Source organism: Bradyrhizobium sp. HKCCYLRH2015 (genome assembly GCF_051168215.1).
In the GTDB taxonomy this organism is placed as follows: domain Bacteria; phylum Pseudomonadota; class Alphaproteobacteria; order Rhizobiales; family Xanthobacteraceae; genus Bradyrhizobium.
Map to the genome: position 1 here is coordinate 775,978 of NZ_JBNPUO010000001.1, position 15,691 is coordinate 791,668.

General features: G+C 65.1%; 15 protein-coding genes and 1 tRNA gene. 14 read left to right on the forward strand and 2 right to left on the reverse strand.

Annotation, left to right across the window (positions count from 1 at the left end; all coding sequences use genetic code 11):
• Positions 1-7 precede the first annotated feature (7 nt).
• Positions 8-715 (forward strand): histidine phosphatase family protein, encoded by a 708-nt coding sequence (locus ACQR1H_RS03500; protein WP_434838358.1) that lies wholly within the window; start codon positions 8-10, stop codon positions 713-715.
• 152 nt (positions 716-867) lie between these two features.
• Entirely contained in the window at positions 868-1,635 is a 768-nt protein-coding gene (locus tag ACQR1H_RS03505) for an SDR family NAD(P)-dependent oxidoreductase (RefSeq protein WP_315800985.1), read from the forward strand.
• A gap of 294 nt (positions 1,636-1,929) precedes the next feature.
• Here ACQR1H_RS03505 and ACQR1H_RS03510 read toward each other — a convergent pair whose 3' ends face one another.
• Complete coding sequence (locus ACQR1H_RS03510) at positions 1,930-3,165, reverse strand: serine hydrolase domain-containing protein (RefSeq protein WP_434892430.1); 1,236 nt, start codon at positions 3,163-3,165, stop codon at positions 1,930-1,932.
• 150 nt (positions 3,166-3,315) lie between these two features.
• Here ACQR1H_RS03510 and ACQR1H_RS03515 point away from each other — a divergent pair.
• Positions 3,316-3,391 (forward strand) — tRNA-Trp (locus ACQR1H_RS03515).
• Positions 3,392-3,480: 89 nt separating this feature from the next.
• Here ACQR1H_RS03515 and ACQR1H_RS03520 read toward each other — a convergent pair.
• Positions 3,481-4,701 carry an ABC transporter substrate-binding protein gene (locus ACQR1H_RS03520; RefSeq protein ID WP_434907149.1) on the reverse strand — a complete coding sequence of 407 codons (1,221 nt, stop codon included), beginning with the start codon at positions 4,699-4,701 and terminating at the stop codon, positions 3,481-3,483.
• Between the two features lie 359 nt (positions 4,702-5,060).
• Between ACQR1H_RS03520 and ACQR1H_RS03525 the strand changes: the two genes are divergently transcribed.
• From ACQR1H_RS03525 to rplL, 11 genes are all read left to right on the forward strand, one after another.
• A complete protein-coding gene (locus ACQR1H_RS03525; RefSeq protein WP_434907183.1) occupies positions 5,061-6,926 on the forward strand; it encodes an invasion associated locus B family protein in 1,866 nt (621 codons plus the stop codon).
• Between the two features lie 288 nt (positions 6,927-7,214).
• Complete coding sequence (secE, locus tag ACQR1H_RS03530; protein ID WP_315800982.1) at positions 7,215-7,406, forward strand: preprotein translocase subunit SecE; 192 nt, start codon at positions 7,215-7,217, stop codon at positions 7,404-7,406.
• A complete protein-coding gene (gene nusG / locus ACQR1H_RS03535) occupies positions 7,406-7,963 on the forward strand; it encodes a transcription termination/antitermination protein NusG (RefSeq protein WP_009031827.1) in 558 nt (185 codons plus the stop codon). The genes secE and nusG overlap by 1 nt, the downstream gene beginning before the upstream one ends.
• A gap of 382 nt (positions 7,964-8,345) precedes the next feature.
• Positions 8,346-8,774: a 50S ribosomal protein L11 gene (rplK, locus tag ACQR1H_RS03540; RefSeq protein ID WP_012045056.1), complete on the forward strand. Its 429-nt coding sequence runs from the start codon at positions 8,346-8,348 to the stop codon at positions 8,772-8,774.
• A 6-nt stretch (positions 8,775-8,780) separates the two neighbouring features.
• A complete protein-coding gene (gene rplA, locus ACQR1H_RS03545; protein WP_315754183.1) occupies positions 8,781-9,473 on the forward strand; it encodes a 50S ribosomal protein L1 in 693 nt (230 codons plus the stop codon).
• Between the two features lie 76 nt (positions 9,474-9,549).
• Positions 9,550-10,500, forward strand: a complete 951-nt coding sequence (locus ACQR1H_RS03550) for a 2-hydroxyacid dehydrogenase (protein ID WP_434907150.1) — start codon at positions 9,550-9,552, stop codon at positions 10,498-10,500.
• A 214-nt stretch (positions 10,501-10,714) separates the two neighbouring features.
• On the forward strand, positions 10,715-11,179 hold the full coding sequence (locus ACQR1H_RS03555) for a (2Fe-2S)-binding protein (RefSeq protein WP_315800980.1): 465 nt from the start codon (positions 10,715-10,717) through the stop codon (positions 11,177-11,179).
• 2 nt (positions 11,180-11,181) lie between these two features.
• On the forward strand, positions 11,182-13,365 hold the full coding sequence (locus ACQR1H_RS03560) for a molybdopterin cofactor-binding domain-containing protein (RefSeq protein WP_434907151.1): 2,184 nt from the start codon (positions 11,182-11,184) through the stop codon (positions 13,363-13,365).
• Complete coding sequence (locus ACQR1H_RS03565) at positions 13,362-14,009, forward strand: Isoquinoline 1-oxidoreductase subunit (protein WP_434894029.1); 648 nt, start codon at positions 13,362-13,364, stop codon at positions 14,007-14,009. Before ACQR1H_RS03560 ends, ACQR1H_RS03565 begins: the two co-directional genes overlap by 4 nt.
• Positions 14,010-14,732: 723 nt before the next feature.
• Positions 14,733-15,251 carry a 50S ribosomal protein L10 gene (gene rplJ / locus ACQR1H_RS03570; protein ID WP_434880768.1) on the forward strand — a complete coding sequence of 173 codons (519 nt, stop codon included), beginning with the start codon at positions 14,733-14,735 and terminating at the stop codon, positions 15,249-15,251.
• Between the two features lie 60 nt (positions 15,252-15,311).
• On the forward strand, positions 15,312-15,689 hold the full coding sequence (rplL, locus tag ACQR1H_RS03575; RefSeq protein ID WP_172108050.1) for a 50S ribosomal protein L7/L12: 378 nt from the start codon (positions 15,312-15,314) through the stop codon (positions 15,687-15,689).
• Positions 15,690-15,691 lie beyond the last annotated feature (2 nt).

Sequence of the window (15,691 nt, forward strand, 5' to 3'; positions counted from 1 at the left end):
TTGAGCGATGTCGGTTGATGCAACGAAACCTTCTGTCGTCACCACGCGCTGGTGGTGGGTGCGTCACGCGCCGGTGCGCAGCGACGGCGGCAATATCTACGGCCAGTCCGACATCGCCTGCGATACCTCCGATCGCGAGGTGTTCGAGGCGGTCGCAAAAATCCTGCCGCGCAGTGCGGCGTGGTATGCGAGCAATCTGATGCGCACGCATCAGACCGCCGAGGCGATCTGGGCCGCCGGCTTCCCGCGTCCCGCAGCGATGGTCAGGGAGGCCGCTTTTGCCGAGCAGCATCTCGGACAATGGCAGGGCATGAACCGCGCCGCGTTCCTGGCCAGCCGTCCCGCGGGCAGCCACTGGTTCGCCGCCATCGATGAGCCGGCGCCGGGCGGCGAGAGCTACATGGATCTGTACACCCGCGTCACCGCGGCGATTGCTCGTATCACCGTTTCGGAAGCCGGCCGCGACGTCATCGCCGTCGGCCATGGCGGCACCATCAAGGCCGCGGTGGGCCTCGCGCTCGGCGGCCTGGTCGAGAAGGGGTTGGCGTTCGACATCGACAACTGCTCGGTGACCCGGCTCGACCACATCGTGGCTGGCGACGTCAGCACTTGGCGGTTGCCGATGGTCAACCAGCAGCCATGGATCGCCGATGCCGCGCACCGCGCGATGCACCAGCCGGCCGGGCCGGAGGTGACGACGAGCAAGCTGGCGTAGTGAACTTCGTAGCCCGGATGAGCGCAGCGACATCCGGGTTCACCGTTGCAGCGCGTGAGACCCCGGATGTCGCTGCGCTCATCCGGGCTACGCGACCGAGCTCGCGGCTGCCATTCCGCAACTCATAACAACTCAACCCAGGAGGACTCCCCATGACCCTGTTCGACATGACCGGCAAGGTCGCCGTCATCACCGGATCGACCCGCGGCATCGGGCTCGCCATTGCCGAGCGCATGGCCGAGCATGGCGCCAAGGTGGTGATCTCGTCGCGCAAGGCCGATGTCTGCGATGCCGTCGCCAAGGAGCTCAATGACCGCTTCGGTGCAGGCACGGCGGCGGCCGTCGCCGCCAATATCTCCAGCAAGGAGAACCTGCAGAACCTGGTCGACGAGGCCAACCGCATCTACGGCAAGATCGACGTGCTGGTCTGCAACGCCGCCTCCAATCCCTATTACGGGCCGCTCGCCGGCATCTCCGACGATCAGTTCCGGAAGATCCTCGACAACAACATCGTCGCCAACAACTGGCTGATCAGCATGGTCGTGCCGCAGATGATCGCGCGCAAGGACGGCTCGATCATCATCGTGTCGTCGATCGGCGGCCTGAAGGGCTCGACCATCCTCGGCGCCTACGCGATCTCCAAGGCTGCCGACATGCAGCTCGCGCGCAACCTCGCCTGCGAATACGGCCCGCACAATGTGCGCGTGAACTGCATCGCGCCCGGCCTGATCAAGACCGATTTCGCCAAAGCCTTGTGGGACAATCCGGACAACCTCAAGGCCTCCACCGCGCGCTCGCCGCTGCTGCGCATCGGCATCCCCGACGAGATCGCCGGCGCGGCGGTTTTCCTCGGCTCCGCCGCCGGAAATTTCATGACGGGCCAGACCATGGTGATCGACGGCGGCGCGACGATCAGTTGAGGGGAACTATTCGCGTGGCCGGCGTTGCGGCCTCACCCAACAGTGTCGTCCCGGCGAACGCCGGGACCCACAACCACCGGCCGTCATGAGGCAGGCAACTGGCAGTGACATCCCACGACAGATCACACGGTATGGGTCCCGGCGTTCGCCGGGACGACAGTTGTGATTGTCGCTGCATCCGGGCAAACGTCATAGGCCCCGTAGCCCGCATGAGCGGAAGCGACATGCGGGTTCACACGAAGAGTACGGGAGATCCCGGATGTCGCTGCGCTCATCCGGGCTACAAACGCCCCCTCACTCCACCGCGGCATACACCACGTCGCGCACCAGCGTGCGCAGGTAGTCGCGCTGTCCGGGAGCCTGGGCCATGAACACGCAGAACAGCTCCTCCTTCGGATCGATCCAGAAGAACGTGCCGGCGATGCCGCTCCAGAAGAAGGTGCCGGGCGAGCCGGGGAAGGGGGCGATGCCGGCCTCGCGGCGCACGGCGAAGCCGAGGCCGAAACCGTGACCGGGCGACAGCAGGGTGCCCTGCGTCTTCACATGAGGCCCGAGATGGTCGGAGGCCATCAGCTCCAGCGTCTTTCGGCCGACCAGCCTGATGCCATCGAGGCTGCCGCGGTTGAGCAGCATGGCGCAGAACCGCGCGTAGTCCATGGTGGTCGCGACAAGGCCGCCGCCGCCGGATTCCATCAGAGGCTGCTCGGTCATCTTGAACAGGTTGACCGCCTCGCCGGTCCACGGGTCCTTGGCGAACGGCTCGGCGAGCCGGCCGGCATTGACCTCCGCGGTGAAGAAGGCGGTCTCGTTCATGCCGAGCGGCTTGAGGATGCGCGCGGCGAGGAAGGCGCCGAGCGATTGGCCCGAGACGACCTCGATGATGCGCCCGAGAATGTCGGTCGAGCGGCTGTAGTTGAACTCGGCGCCCGGCTGGCAGATCAGCGGCAGGCCGGCGACGATTGTCGCGTGCTCGGCATTGGTGATCTTGCGGCTGCGCACCCGCGACTGCTGGTAGAGCTGGTGCACCGGCCCGGTGCCGGTGTGCTCATACGCGAGGCCCGAGGTGTGGCGCAGCAGGTCCTGGACCGTCATCGGCTGGGCGACCGGCACCAGCTCCAGCTGGCCGCCGGTCTCGACGCCCACTTTCTGCTCGCCGAATTCCGGGATGAACTTGGCGACCGGATCGGACAGCAACAACTCGCCGTCCTCGACCAGCATCATGATCCCGAGCGAGACGATCGGCTTGGTCATCGAGAAGATGCGGAAGATCGAATCCGGCCGCATCGGCGTGTCGGCGTCGGGCGTTTGCCGGCCGATGGCGTCGAACCAGCCGATCCGGCCGCGGCGGCCGACCAGCAGGGTGGCGCCGGGGATGGTTCCCTTGTCGGCCTCGCGCTTGAATGCATCGGAGGCCCGCTGCAGCCGAGCCTGGGACAGGCCCAGCGCCTCGGGGCGGTCATCCGGCAGCGGCGGCGTCAGCGAGCGGAGCGCGGAAAGGGGCGCGCTGGATGCGGCGGTCGGCGGGGTCATGGGCTCTCCCTGAAGTCCTGTTGTCGGTTTGCATCAAGTCTGGCGCGGAAGTTGTGGTCTGACCAGTCGATTTGCCCCATTGCACCCTTGCATTCGGGGGGAGGTCTATGCTTCAAAGCGCGCGAACCGGCGACACTGTCCCGGCTCGCTAGGAGTGTAGCTCAATTGGTAGAGCACCGGTCTCCAAAACCGGGGGTTGGGAGTTCGAGCCTCTCCACTCCTGCCAGCGAGATCAAGCACTTAAGCCAAAAATCGACGAGACAGGTGAGGCCGGGGCCCGCGATGCGCGAGCCCCGAATGCGTTTCGGCGACCTCTTATTGCTTCACATAGGGACAGTTGCCGTCCTTCAGCGGCCGGAACACCTGGTCGCCGGGCACCTCCGCCAGCACCTTGTAATAGTCCCACGGGCCCTTCGATTCCTCCGGCTTCTTCACCTCGAACAGGAACATCGAGTGCACCATGCGGCCGTCCTCGCGCAGCACGCCGTTGTCCGTGAAGGCGTCGCGCACCGGAGTCTCGCGCATCTTCGCGAGCACCGGCCTGGTGTCGCGGGTGCCGGCGGCCTTCACGGCATTGAGATAGTGCAGGGTGGCGCTGTAGGTCGCGGCCTGGTTCATGGTCGGCATCCGCTTCATCCGCTCGAAGAACTTCTTGCCGAAGGCGCGGGTGCGGTCGTTGAGATCCCAGTAATAGGCCTCGGTGATGATCAGGCCCTGCGCCAGCTTCAGGCCGAGGCTGTGGATGTCGGAGATGAACATCACGATGCCGGCGAGGTTCTGGCCGCCGGCGACGATGCCGAACTCGGCGGCCTGCTTGATGGTGTTGATGGTGTCGCCGCCGCCATTGGCCATGCCGATGATCTTGGCCTTGGAGGCCTGGGCCTGCAGCAGGAAGGACGAGAAATCCTGGTTGTTGAGGGGATGGCGGGCGCTGCCGACCACCGTGCCGCCGGCGGCACGCACGACGTCGCCGGTGTCGCGCTCGATCGAATGGCCGAACAGATAGTCGGCGGTGATGAAGAACCAGGTGTTGCCGCCGTTCTTGACGATGGCGCTGCCGACCGTGTGCGCATTGCCGTAGGTGTCGTAGGTCCAGTGCACGGTGTAGGGCGAGCAGGACTTGCCGGTGATGTCGGAGCTCGCGGCATCCGTCACGATCATCAGCTTCTCGAACTGCTTCGACATCTCCATGCCGGCGAGCGCGGTGGCCGAGGTCGGCATGTCGATGACCATGTCGACGGCCTCGTTCTCATACCATTTGCGCACGATCGCGGCGGCGATGTCGGCCTTGTTCTGCGGATCGGCGCTGATCACCTCGATCGGCTTGCCGAACATCGTGCCGCCGAATTCCTCGATGGCGAGCTTGGTCGCCTCGAGATTGCCCTGGCCGCCAATGTCCGAATAGACCGACGAGAAGTCGCTGAGCACGCCGATCTTGAGCGGCGCCTGGGCGCGGGCGGGGACGGCGGTGAGGACGAGAGTGGCAAGGCCGATGGCCGCAAGGCTCATCACGCCCTTCCGCGGGGCAGACATCATGGATTTCCTCCGGATCATTGTTCTTATGGGCTGCAGCATGCGGGCCCGAATCATCATGAGCAAGCGCGGGCTGCGCATGAACCACGGCATTTCGTCGCGGTGCTCCGCCGTTCTCCCATCGCGCGGAAAGACAGGGGCGGCAGCGGTAATCCGTGGCCAGCCTTCGGTGCCCGCGCGGCCGTCGAGCGAATGCGCGTTGTCGGTCGGGCAGGCGCTGTTTTTTCCGTGCCGCGAACCCGGCAACACGGTAGGCTGCCGTTCAACCCTGCATTGAAGGCGCGAAAGAGGTTGGGAGCATGAGGAGTTTTGCTGCGCTGGCGGTCGGGAGCGGCATCGCACTGGCGCTCGGCTTGTTGTCGGTGCTGGCCTCACCCGCGATAGCGCAGACCAAGCCCGCGCAGGAGATCAAGCTGTCGTATTCGCCATGGGCGAAGGCCTGTACGCGCGAAGCAGATGTTGACGGCAAGCAGATCTGTTTCACCACCAAGACAGCGCGGTCCGCCGAGAACGAGCGAGTTGTCGTGGCCGTGCTCGTCGAGAGAGACGGGGAGGCCCGTAAGGTCTTAAGGGTGGTTCTCCCGCTCGGTCTGCAAACCGTTCACGGAACGCGGATCATCGTCGACGCGGAGAAGCCGATCCAGAGCACCTATTTGTTCTGCGGCGCAGACGGCTGCGTCTCGGACTACAATGCGACGCCTGAGCTGATCGAAATGCTGAAGAACGGCAAGAGCCTGGTCGTTCAAGCCATCAATGCGAATGGCGCACCGCTGTCGCTTCCGCTTCCGCTCGCCGATTTGGCCCAGGCGCTCGGTGCCAAGGCAGGCAACTGGAATGCTGTCGACGAGCAGCAAAGAAAGATGTTCGTGGCTCTGTTCAAGATCAGGAACAACAAGAGCCTCCCGATTTTGAAACCGAATCTCTCTGTCATGGCGCCCTGGACCAAGTTCTGCCTGAAGGGCAAGGACGCCGATGCCAAGTTGGTCTGCTTCACGGGCAAGGACGGCCGGATCGAAACGGGCCAACCCTTGCTCGCGGCCGTGGTCATCGAGCCGGAAGCCGACCCGAAGAGGCTGCTGCGGATCACGCTGCCGTTGGGCATGGATTTCGCCGAAGGCACCCGGTTGATGATCGACAGCGAGCGGAGTCTGCAGAAGCCGTTCATCATCTGCTTCAAGAACGGTTGTATGTCGGACTACGAGCTCACCCCGGAACTGTTGGGCAGCCTGCGCCGCGGTCAGACCATCAACGTTCAGGCCACGATGAATACCGGGCAGGTGGTTTCGATGAGCCTGCCCTTGCGTGACTTCAACAAGGCCTATGACGGGCCTCCGACGGACCCAAAAGCGTTCGAAGCCCAGCAGAAGAAGCTGCAGCAGGAGCTGGCGCAGCGCGCGAAGGGATCCAAGACGGGGCAGCAGGCCAACATCGCCGACGCCATCGGCGCCGACGCTGCGCCGCCCGCCCAGACCAAGCCGGCTGCCCTCGGTGCCGTTCTTGCTTCCGGCCACTCACCCGGCAAACGGATCGCTCTGGTGATCGGCAATTCGGCCTATCAGAACGTTCCGGCGCTCCCCAATCCTGGCCGGGACACCGCTCTGGTGGCGGACGCGCTACGTCGGGCGAATTTTCAGACCGTGATGCTGGAGAACGACCTGGGCAGAGATCAACTCGTCGGTGCGCTGCGCGAGTTTGCACGGCAGGCCGAGTCCGCCGACTGGGCCGTCGTCTATTACGCCGGACATGGCATGGAGGTCGCAGGAGTCAACTATCTCATCCCGGTCGATGCCAGGATCGCAAGCGATCGCGACATCAGCCTCGAAGCGGTCTCGATCGATCAGGTGCTCAACTCTGCGGAGCGGGCCAAGCAACTGCGCCTGGTGCTGCTGGATGCATGTCGCGACAATCCCTTCGCCAGTCAGATGAAGCGAACCATGACGGTGGCGTCCAGGTCCGTCAGCCGCGGTCTGGCGCAGATGGAGCCCGATCCCGGGACGCTGGTCGTGTTCGCCGCAAAGCATGGCGAGACCGCTCTCGACGGCGATACAGCGAACTCGCCGTTCGCCACGGCCTTCGTCAAGAACATGCAGGTTCCAGGTCTCGAGGTTCGCCGCCTGTTCGACAACGTGCGCGACGACGTGATGGACATGACCGAACGCCGGCAGCAGCCGTATACCTATGGCTCGGTGCCGGGGCGGGTCGACTTCTATTTTGCGACGCCGAAGTGAAACGCGTCGGCCGCACGCGCCCGGGGCAGATCCACCAACCGACCGGGCCGGAGGGCCGTAGGAGCGTCGTTCACCTCGGTACCTTGACCTTCGGCCGGGTCGACAGTAGATATCGAGGACCTGCAGCCGGCCCGCTACACGCGGATATCCGGCGCGGCTTTTCACTCCCCGAACAAGCGAGCCCGTGGATTCGGCTCATCTCTCCGACAAGAGGGTGGGCCACGGTCGGCTGTTCGGTTTTCCCAGTCAACTCTTCAATCGTCCGATGACGGACGAGGACCCCTGACGATGGCTACCAGCCCGTTCAAATTCCTGCAGGAAGTGCGCTCGGAGACCGCCAAGGTCTCGTGGCCGAGCCGTCGCGAGGTCACCATCACCACGATCATGGTGTTCGTGATGGTGGCGCTGGCCTCGATCTTCTTCTTCGCCGCCGATCAGATCATCCGTTATCTCATCACCCTCGTGCTGGGCATCCACTGATGGCAATCGCAACGCAAAGCTCCGACAAGCGCTGGTACATCGTTCACGCCTATTCGAACTTCGAGAAGAAGGTCGCGGAGTCGATCCGCGAGCAGGCCAAGCAGCGCAATCTCGAGGATCTGTTCGAGCAGGTGCTGGTGCCGATCGAGAACGTCACCGAGGTGCGCCGCGGCCGAAAGATCAACGCCGAGCGCAAGTTCTTCCCCGGCTACGTGCTGGTGAAGATGAAGCTGACCGACGAGGCGTTCCACCTGATCAAGAACACGCCCAAGGTGACCGGCTTCCTCGGTGCCGAGAACAAGCCGATGCCGATTTCCGAAGGCGAGGCGATGCGCATCCTGAACCAGATGCAGGAAGGCGTGGAGCGGCCGAAATCGTCGGTGTCGTTCGAGATCGGCGAGAACGTCCGCGTCGCCGACGGCCCGTTCGCCTCGTTCTCCGGCGTGGTCGAGGAAATCGATGAGGCCCGCTCGCGCCTCAAGGTCGCGGTGTCGATCTTCGGCCGCGCCACCCCGGTCGAACTCGAGTTCAACCAGGTCGAGAAGGTCGTCGGCTGAGGCCGGCGATCCACGCTTTCTCCGCCGTCAGAGCTGAGCCCGGAATCCATAGCCTCGATCGGGAATGGGACGGCGAAGTGCCAGCTCCAGCGTGCCTCACGCGGCACCCTGTGGCTATGGAGTCCGGGCTCGCCCTGCGGGCGCCCCGGAATGACGGGAGGAGGGAGCTTTGCCCTCAACCCTTTCCTTTTCGTCCGATCTCGTGTATCGGGCGCGCTTCGCTCCCCGGACGGGGGCGATTTCGTTCGTGGGAGGCGTGACCGGCTTTGCCAGCCGGGCCAAGCGCGCCGGACCACGGTCCCAAACCTCGCCTGACGGGTTTTGTCGCCCCAAGGCGTTGCGTTCGCATCAGGCAAGGTCGCGAGCGCATTGGAGAATCCCAATGGCAAAGAAAGTAACCGGCTACCTGAAGCTTCAGGTGCCGGCCGGCGCGGCCAACCCGTCGCCGCCAATCGGCCCGGCGCTCGGTCAGCGCGGTCTCAACATCATGGAGTTCTGCAAGGCGTTCAACGCGCAGACCCAGAAGGAAGAGAAGAACACCCCGATCCCGGTGGTCATCACCATTTACGCGGACCGGTCCTTCACCTTCGAGATGAAGACCCCCCCGATGTCCTACTTCCTCAAGCAGGCCGCCAAGATCCAGTCGGGCTCCAAGGCCCCGGGTCGCGACAAGGCCGGCAAGGTGACCAAGGCGCAGGTGCGCGAGATTGCCGAGAAGAAGATGAAGGACCTGAATTGCGACTCGATCGAGTCGGCCATGAAGATGGTCGAGGGCTCCGCCCGCTCGATGGGTCTGGAAGTTGCGGGGTAAGCGGCCATGGCACTCGGAAAGCGTTTGAAGAAGGCCCGCGAGGGTATCGACCGCACCAAGCTCTACCCGCTTGCTGACGCGATCAAGATGATCAAGGAGCGGGCCGTGTCGAAGTTCGACGAGACCATCGAGGTCTCGATCAACCTCGGCGTCGATCCGCGCCACGCCGACCAGATGGTCCGCGGCGTCGTCATGCTGCCGAACGGCACCGGCCGTACGCTGCGCGTGGGCGTGTTCGCCCGCGGCGCCAAGGCCGAGGAAGCCAAGGCCGCCGGTGCCGACGTGGTCGGCGCGGAGGACCTGGTCGAGAAGGTGCAGAACGGCAACATCGACTTCGACCGCTGTATCGCCACCCCCGACATGATGCCGCTGGTCGGCCGTCTCGGTAAGGTGCTCGGTCCGCGCGGCATGATGCCGAACCCGAAGATCGGCACCGTGACCATGGATGTCGCCGGTGCCGTCAAGGGCGCCAAGGGCGGCTCGGTCGAGTTCCGCGTCGAGAAGGCCGGCATCATCCAGGCTGGCGTCGGCAAGGCCTCGTTCGCCGAGGACAAGCTGGTCGAGAACATCAAGGCGCTGGCGGATGCGGTGGTGAAGGCCAAGCCGGCCGGCGCCAAGGGCACCTACGTCCAGCGCGTCGCTGTGTCCTCGACGATGGGCCCCGGCGTCAAGGTCGAGCCGGGCACCGTGCTCGCGTAAGCGGCCGGGCATAGGTTAGTTAGAAGGGCGGGATCGTTCATCGATCCCGCCCTTCGCATTTGGAGTGCCTGCCGCCATGCCCGACAAGGTCCTGATCTATTCCCGCCTGCCGAAGTCGCTGACCCAGCGCTTTGCCGACCGCTTCGAACTGCTCGACAGCGGCGGCAAGCCGGCGCACGAGGTTTTTCCGGCGGACGAGGTCGCGCGGATCCGGGCGCTGATCACGGCCGGCGGCACGCCGCTCGGCGCAGTCGACATGGACAGGCTCCCGGCGCTCGGGGCGATCGTCTGCTATGGCACCGGCTATGACGGGGTCGACCTGAAGGCGGCCGCGGCCCGTAACATCGCCGTCGCACATAGCCCGGGCGCCAATGCCGCGGCGGTCGCGGACGTCGCTGTGATGCTGATGCTGGCGAGCACGCGGCGGCTGATGGTGGCAGACGCTTACGTCCGCGACGGGGGCTGGGCGTCCGCAAAACCATCGCCGCTGATGAAGCCGCCGCCGAGCCTCGCCGGCTGCAAGGTCGGCGTCTACGGCATGGGCGAGATCGGCCGCAAGATCGCGGCCCGGGTCGTGGCGTTCGAGACCGAAATCGGCTATTTCAGCCGCACGCGCTACGACGACCTGCCGTATCAATATTTTCCGAGCCTCGAGGCGCTCGCCGAATGGTGCACCGTGCTGATGATCGCGGTCCGTGCCAGCGCCGAGACCACTCACGTCGTCAACGCCGGGCTCCTGAAGCGGCTGGGGCCCGACGGCCATGTCGTCAACATCTCGCGCGGCTCCGTCATCGACGAGCGCGCGCTGCTGGCGGCGCTACAGGACGGCACCATCGCCGGCGCCGGCCTCGACGTGTTCGAAACCGAGCCGCATGCGCCGGATGAGCTGACCATGCTGCCGAACGTGGTGGTGACCCCGCATATCGGCGGCAACACCAGGGAGGCGCACGTCGCCATGCAGGCCTGCGTGGTCGCCAATCTTACCGCGTTCTTTGCGGGCGAGACGTTGCCTCATCAGGTGAAGTAGCCGCAGGACGCGTGTCGTAGCCCGGATGAGCTTCGCCTTCGCCCTTTCGGGCGCAGCCGTCCGCTCATTCGGGCTACGGATCTCGCTCCGTCGCTGCCGGATCGTTCCGCGCCGGTGCAGAAATATTTCGATGCACTGCACGGCTCTGTGAATTGCGAGCCATTCTCGAATGCATCTAACTCGCGTTGTCGAACGAAAGACAGCGAGGGCGGCAATGGCGGCGTTCACATTGAAGATCAACGGGCGCGAGCATCAGGTCGATGTCGATCCCGGAACTCCCTTGCTCTGGGCCATCCGCGACAATGTCGGGTTGACCGGCACGAAGTATGGCTGTGGCGTCGCGCAGTGCGGCGCCTGCACCGTCTATGTCGATGGCCAGACCGTCCGCTCCTGCTCGTTGCCCGTCTCGGCGGTCGGAAAGAGCGAGGTGACCACGATCGAGGGGCTGACCTCCACTGAAGCCGTCGCCGTGCAGAAGGCCTGGGCCGCGCACGATGTGCCGCAATGCGGCTACTGCCAATCGGGGCAGGTCATGAGCGCGGCCGCGCTGCTCGGCCTCAATCCCAAGCCCACCGACCAGGACATCGACCTGGCGATGAACGGCAACATCTGCCGCTGCGCGACCTATGTCCGCATCCGCGCTGCGATCCATTCCGCCGCCAAGTCGCTGGAGGGCTGACGATGAATGCATATGTGAAGCCCGCTGCCTCAACCGCATTGTCCCGGCGTTCGCTCCTGAAAGCCGGCGCAGGCCTGGTGCTCGCCACCTATGTCGCCCGCAACGGTGTGGCTTACGCGCAGGATGGCGCCGCGGCCAAGTCCGTCAACATCGCGCCGAACACGTTTCTGGTGATCGGCCAGGACGACACCGTCACCGTTCTCTGCAAGCACATCGAGTTCGGACAGGGCCCGTTCACCGGCATGGCCACCCTGGTGGCCGAGGAGCTCGATGCCGATTGGTCGCAGATGCGCGCCGATCACGCGCCCTCGAATCCGGTGCTCTACAAGAATCTCTTGTTCGGGGTGCAGGGCACTGGTGGCTCGAGCGCGATCGCCAATTCCTACGAGCAGATGCGCAAGGTCGGCGCCGCCGCGCGCGCGATGCTGGTGGCTGCGGCCGCCGACGAATGGAAGGTGCCGGCTGAGGAGATCACGGTCGATAAAGGCATCGTCCGACATCCCTCCGGCAAACAGAGCGGTTTCGGCGCGCTGGCCGCGAAGGCGATGCAGCAGCCGGTGCCGGCGAATCCGCAGCTCAAGGATCCCTCCGCCTTCAAGCTGATCGGCAAGGAAGGCGCCGTGACCCGGCTCGACAGCGTGGCGAAGTCGAACGGCTCGGCCGAGTATACGCTCGACATCAAGGATCCGGGGACCTTGACCGTGCTGGTGGCGCGCTCGCCGCGCTTCGGCGGCAGGGTGGCCTCGTTCGACGCATCAGCAGCGAAGGCCGTGCCTGGCGTCGTCGACGTCAAGGAGGTGCCAAATGGCGTCGCCGTCTATGCCGAGGGCTTCTGGCCGGCCAAGACCGCGCGCGACCTGCTCGAGATCTCCTGGGACGACAGCAAGGCGGAGACGCGCGGGACGGCGCAACTGCTGGAGGAGTTTCGCGCGCGCGCAAAGAAGCAGGGCGCGCTGGTGAAGCAGGAGGGCGACGTTGACGCCGAGATCGCCAAAGGCGGCAGGCTGATCGAGACCGAGTTCGTCTTCCCGTATCTGGCCCATGCGCCGATGGAGCCGATCAACGCCTTCATCCACTGGAAAGGCGACACCGCCTCGGCGCGCTATGGCAGCCAGTTTCCGACGCCTGATCACGCCGTGATCGCGCAGGTGCTTGGGCTCGACATCGCCAAGGTCGATCTCAAGACGATTCTTGCTGGTGGCAGCTTCGGCCGGCGGGCGCAGCAGTCGACCCACGTCGCCACAGAGCTGGCGCAGGTCGCCAAAGCGATCGGGCCGGGACGTCCGGTCAAGCTGGTGTGGTCCCGCGAGGATGATATGCGCGGCGGCTACTACCGACCGTTCAGCCTGCACCGGATGCGTGGTGTGGTCCGCGACGGCAAGATCGTGGCGTGGTCGGATACGATCGTCGGGCAGTCGATCATGAAGGGCTCGCCGTTCGAGGCGATGACCATGAAGAACGGCCTCGATTCGACGGCCTATGAGGGCTCCAACGAGATCCCTTACCAGGTGCCGAATTTCCGCTGCGACCTGCATCAGGTCGATGTCGGCGTGCCCGTGCTGTGGTGGCGCTCGGTCGGCCACACCCATACCGGCTACGCCGTCGAGGCGTTTGTCGATCAGTTGCTCGAAGCCGCCGGCCAGGATCCTGTGGAGGGACGACTGGCGATGATGGCCGACAAGCCGCGTCACGCCGGTGTGCTCAAGGCGGTCGCCGAGCTCGCGGACTGGAAGGGCGCCAAGCTCGAAGCGGGCCGTGCCCGCGGTGTGGCCGTGGTCGAGAGCTTCAACACCTACGTCGCCCAGGTGGTCGAGCTGTCGATGGGCGCCGACGGACCGGTCGTGCATAAGGTCTGGTGCGCTGTCGACTGTGGCGTCGCAGTCAATCCCGACATCATCCGCGCCCAGATGGAGGGCGGCATCGGCTTTGCGCTAGGCCACATCCTCTATGCGCAGCAGCCGCTCGACGAGGGACGACCGGTGTCGGGCAATTTCGACACCTACCGCTCGCTGCGCATCCACGAGATGCCGCAGATCGAGGTTGCGATCGTGCCGTCGGCCGAGAAACCCTCGGGAGTCGGCGAGCCCGGCGTGCCACCGCTGGGACCTGCCGTCGCCAACGCCATGGCCAGGCTAGGTCTGCCGCGGCCGACCCAACTGCCGATCCGGCCGGGAGACACCGCATGAGCCTGTTCAGAACGGCGACGATGGCGCTGCTCGCTGGCAGCCTGGCTGCGGTTGCGATCGTAGCCCTGCCGGCACTGCGGCGCGCCGATGCGGCGCCCGAGGCGACGCGCGTCGCCGGCGTGCTCAAGCCGGTGGCGGACTTCGCCAGGATCAAGAGCAAGGACAAGCGCGCCGTGGCGCTGTTCGAAGAGGCCGGAAAGGTGCTGCAGTCGCCGCGATGCATGAACTGCCATCCGGCCGGCGACCGGCCGACCCAGACCGACAGGATGATTCCGCATCAGCCGCTGGTGGTCCGCGGCGAGGCCGGCATGGGTGCGCCCGGCGGGCTCGCCTGCACGACCTGCCACCACGAGGCCAATTTCGACGCGGCGCGCGTGCCGGGTAATCCCAAATGGCAGCTGGCTCCGATCGAGATGGCTTGGCAGGGCAAGTCGCTCGGCCAGATCTGCGCACAGATCAAGGATCCAAATCGCAACGGCGGCAAGACCATGGCGCAGCTGATTCACCATATGGCTGAGGATGAGCTGGTCGGCTGGGGCTGGAATCCGGGAGCAGGGCGGACCCCGGCCCCGGGAACCCAGAAGCAGTTCGGCGAGCTGATCAAGGCCTGGGCCGACGCCGGAGCGGCCTGTCCGAAGGGCTGAGGCGGGATTGCGCCCTGCGCGCGCAATGCCCGGTGGCCCTGATGAGCGCAGCGACATCCGGGTTCTCCGGCAGGGCACGTGAGACCCCGCACGTCGCTATCGCCGAACGCGCGTCCCGCGCGCCGGCTGTCGCTCATCCGGGCGACGGGGCTCCTACCCGGCTCCACGGCATGGCCCAACTGGTGCGATTTTTGCTCTTGGGGTCTTGGCAAGTCGCGATCGAGCGGTTAAAGAACCGGCTTCCAGGCGGGCCGGCTGTTGCTGGCGCGCCTGTGCGCGCATTCCGAAAGTTGAGAGGAGCCAGCATTCCTTTTGAGGATATCCGTTTGGATTTCTCGGAAGGAAGAAGGATCTTTCTGCTCTCGAAAATGCCGCAGGGGAGGTCGGTCCGCCGATCACCCCGATCCTGTCCGAGACTGCAGGCGCCGGCGTGGAATCCAATTTCCTCAATGGCTTAATCATCCAGCCTGCATAGACGGGTGAAGACCGGATTTCGGCATGTCCACTGCCTTCGTCGTGGTGGCATGCAGGTTTGGTTCGAACCTCGACACTCCGCGAGCCTCCCAGGGATCCCTGGGGCTTTCGGAAGGGCAGGCTATTCATCGCCGTTTTGCCTTGCGTGTCCTCGGGTTCTTCCGTCCGGAGGTCAGGTTTGGTGGGACGGCGGGTGCAACCCGGCGGTCCCGCTTTCGGGCGAAGGCCGCCAACCGGAGAGAGCTTGCTGTGGAACGAGCGGCAAAAAAAGAGGCGGTCGAGCAGCTGCACGAGGTCTTCAAGACCACGGGCGTTGCCGTCGTCGCTCACTATTCCGGCCTCACCGTGGCCCAGATGCAGAAGCTGCGCATGCAGATGAAGCAGGCTGGCGCGTCGGTGAAGGTCTCGAAGAACCGTCTCGCCAAAATTGCTCTTGAAGGCACGGACGTCGTCGGCATCGGTTCCCTGTTGAAGGGGCCGACCGTGATCGCAACTTCGAGCGATCCTGTCGCGGCGCCCAAGGTTGCCATCGAATTCGCCAAGGCGAACGAAAAGTTCGTCATCCTCGGCGGCTCGATGGGCTCAACCGTCCTGAATGTCGACAGCGTCAAGGCTCTGGCCTCGCTGCCGTCGCTGGACGAACTGCGCGGCAAGCTCGTCGGCCTGATCCAGGCTCCGGCGACCAAGCTCGCCCAGCTCGCCAATGCACCCGCGGCCAAGGTCGCGCGCGTCATTCAGGCTCATGCCTCAAAGGGCGAAGCGGCCTGACGCCCTTCGCAAACACTCACAACCTGGTTTCGAACCGAACCAAATCAAGGAACTACTTCAATGGCTGACCTGCAGAAGATCGTCGACGACCTCTCGGCCCTCACCGTTCTCGAGGCCGCTGAGCTCGCCAAGCTCCTGGAAGAGAAGTGGGGCGTGTCCGCCGCGGCCGCCGTGGCCGTCGCTGCTCCGGGTGCCGGTGGCGCCGCTGCCGCTCCGGCGGAAGAGAAGACCGAGTTCACCGTTGTCCTGGCTTCGGCCGGCGACAAGAAGATCGAGGTCATCAAGGAAGTCCGCGCCATCACCGGCCTGGGCCTGAAGGAAGCCAAGGACCTCGTCGAGGGCGCTCCGAAGCCGGTCAAGGAAGGCGTCAACAAGGACGAGGCCGAGAAGATCAAGGCTCAGCTCGAGAAGGCTGGCGCCAAGATCGAGCTCAAGTAATC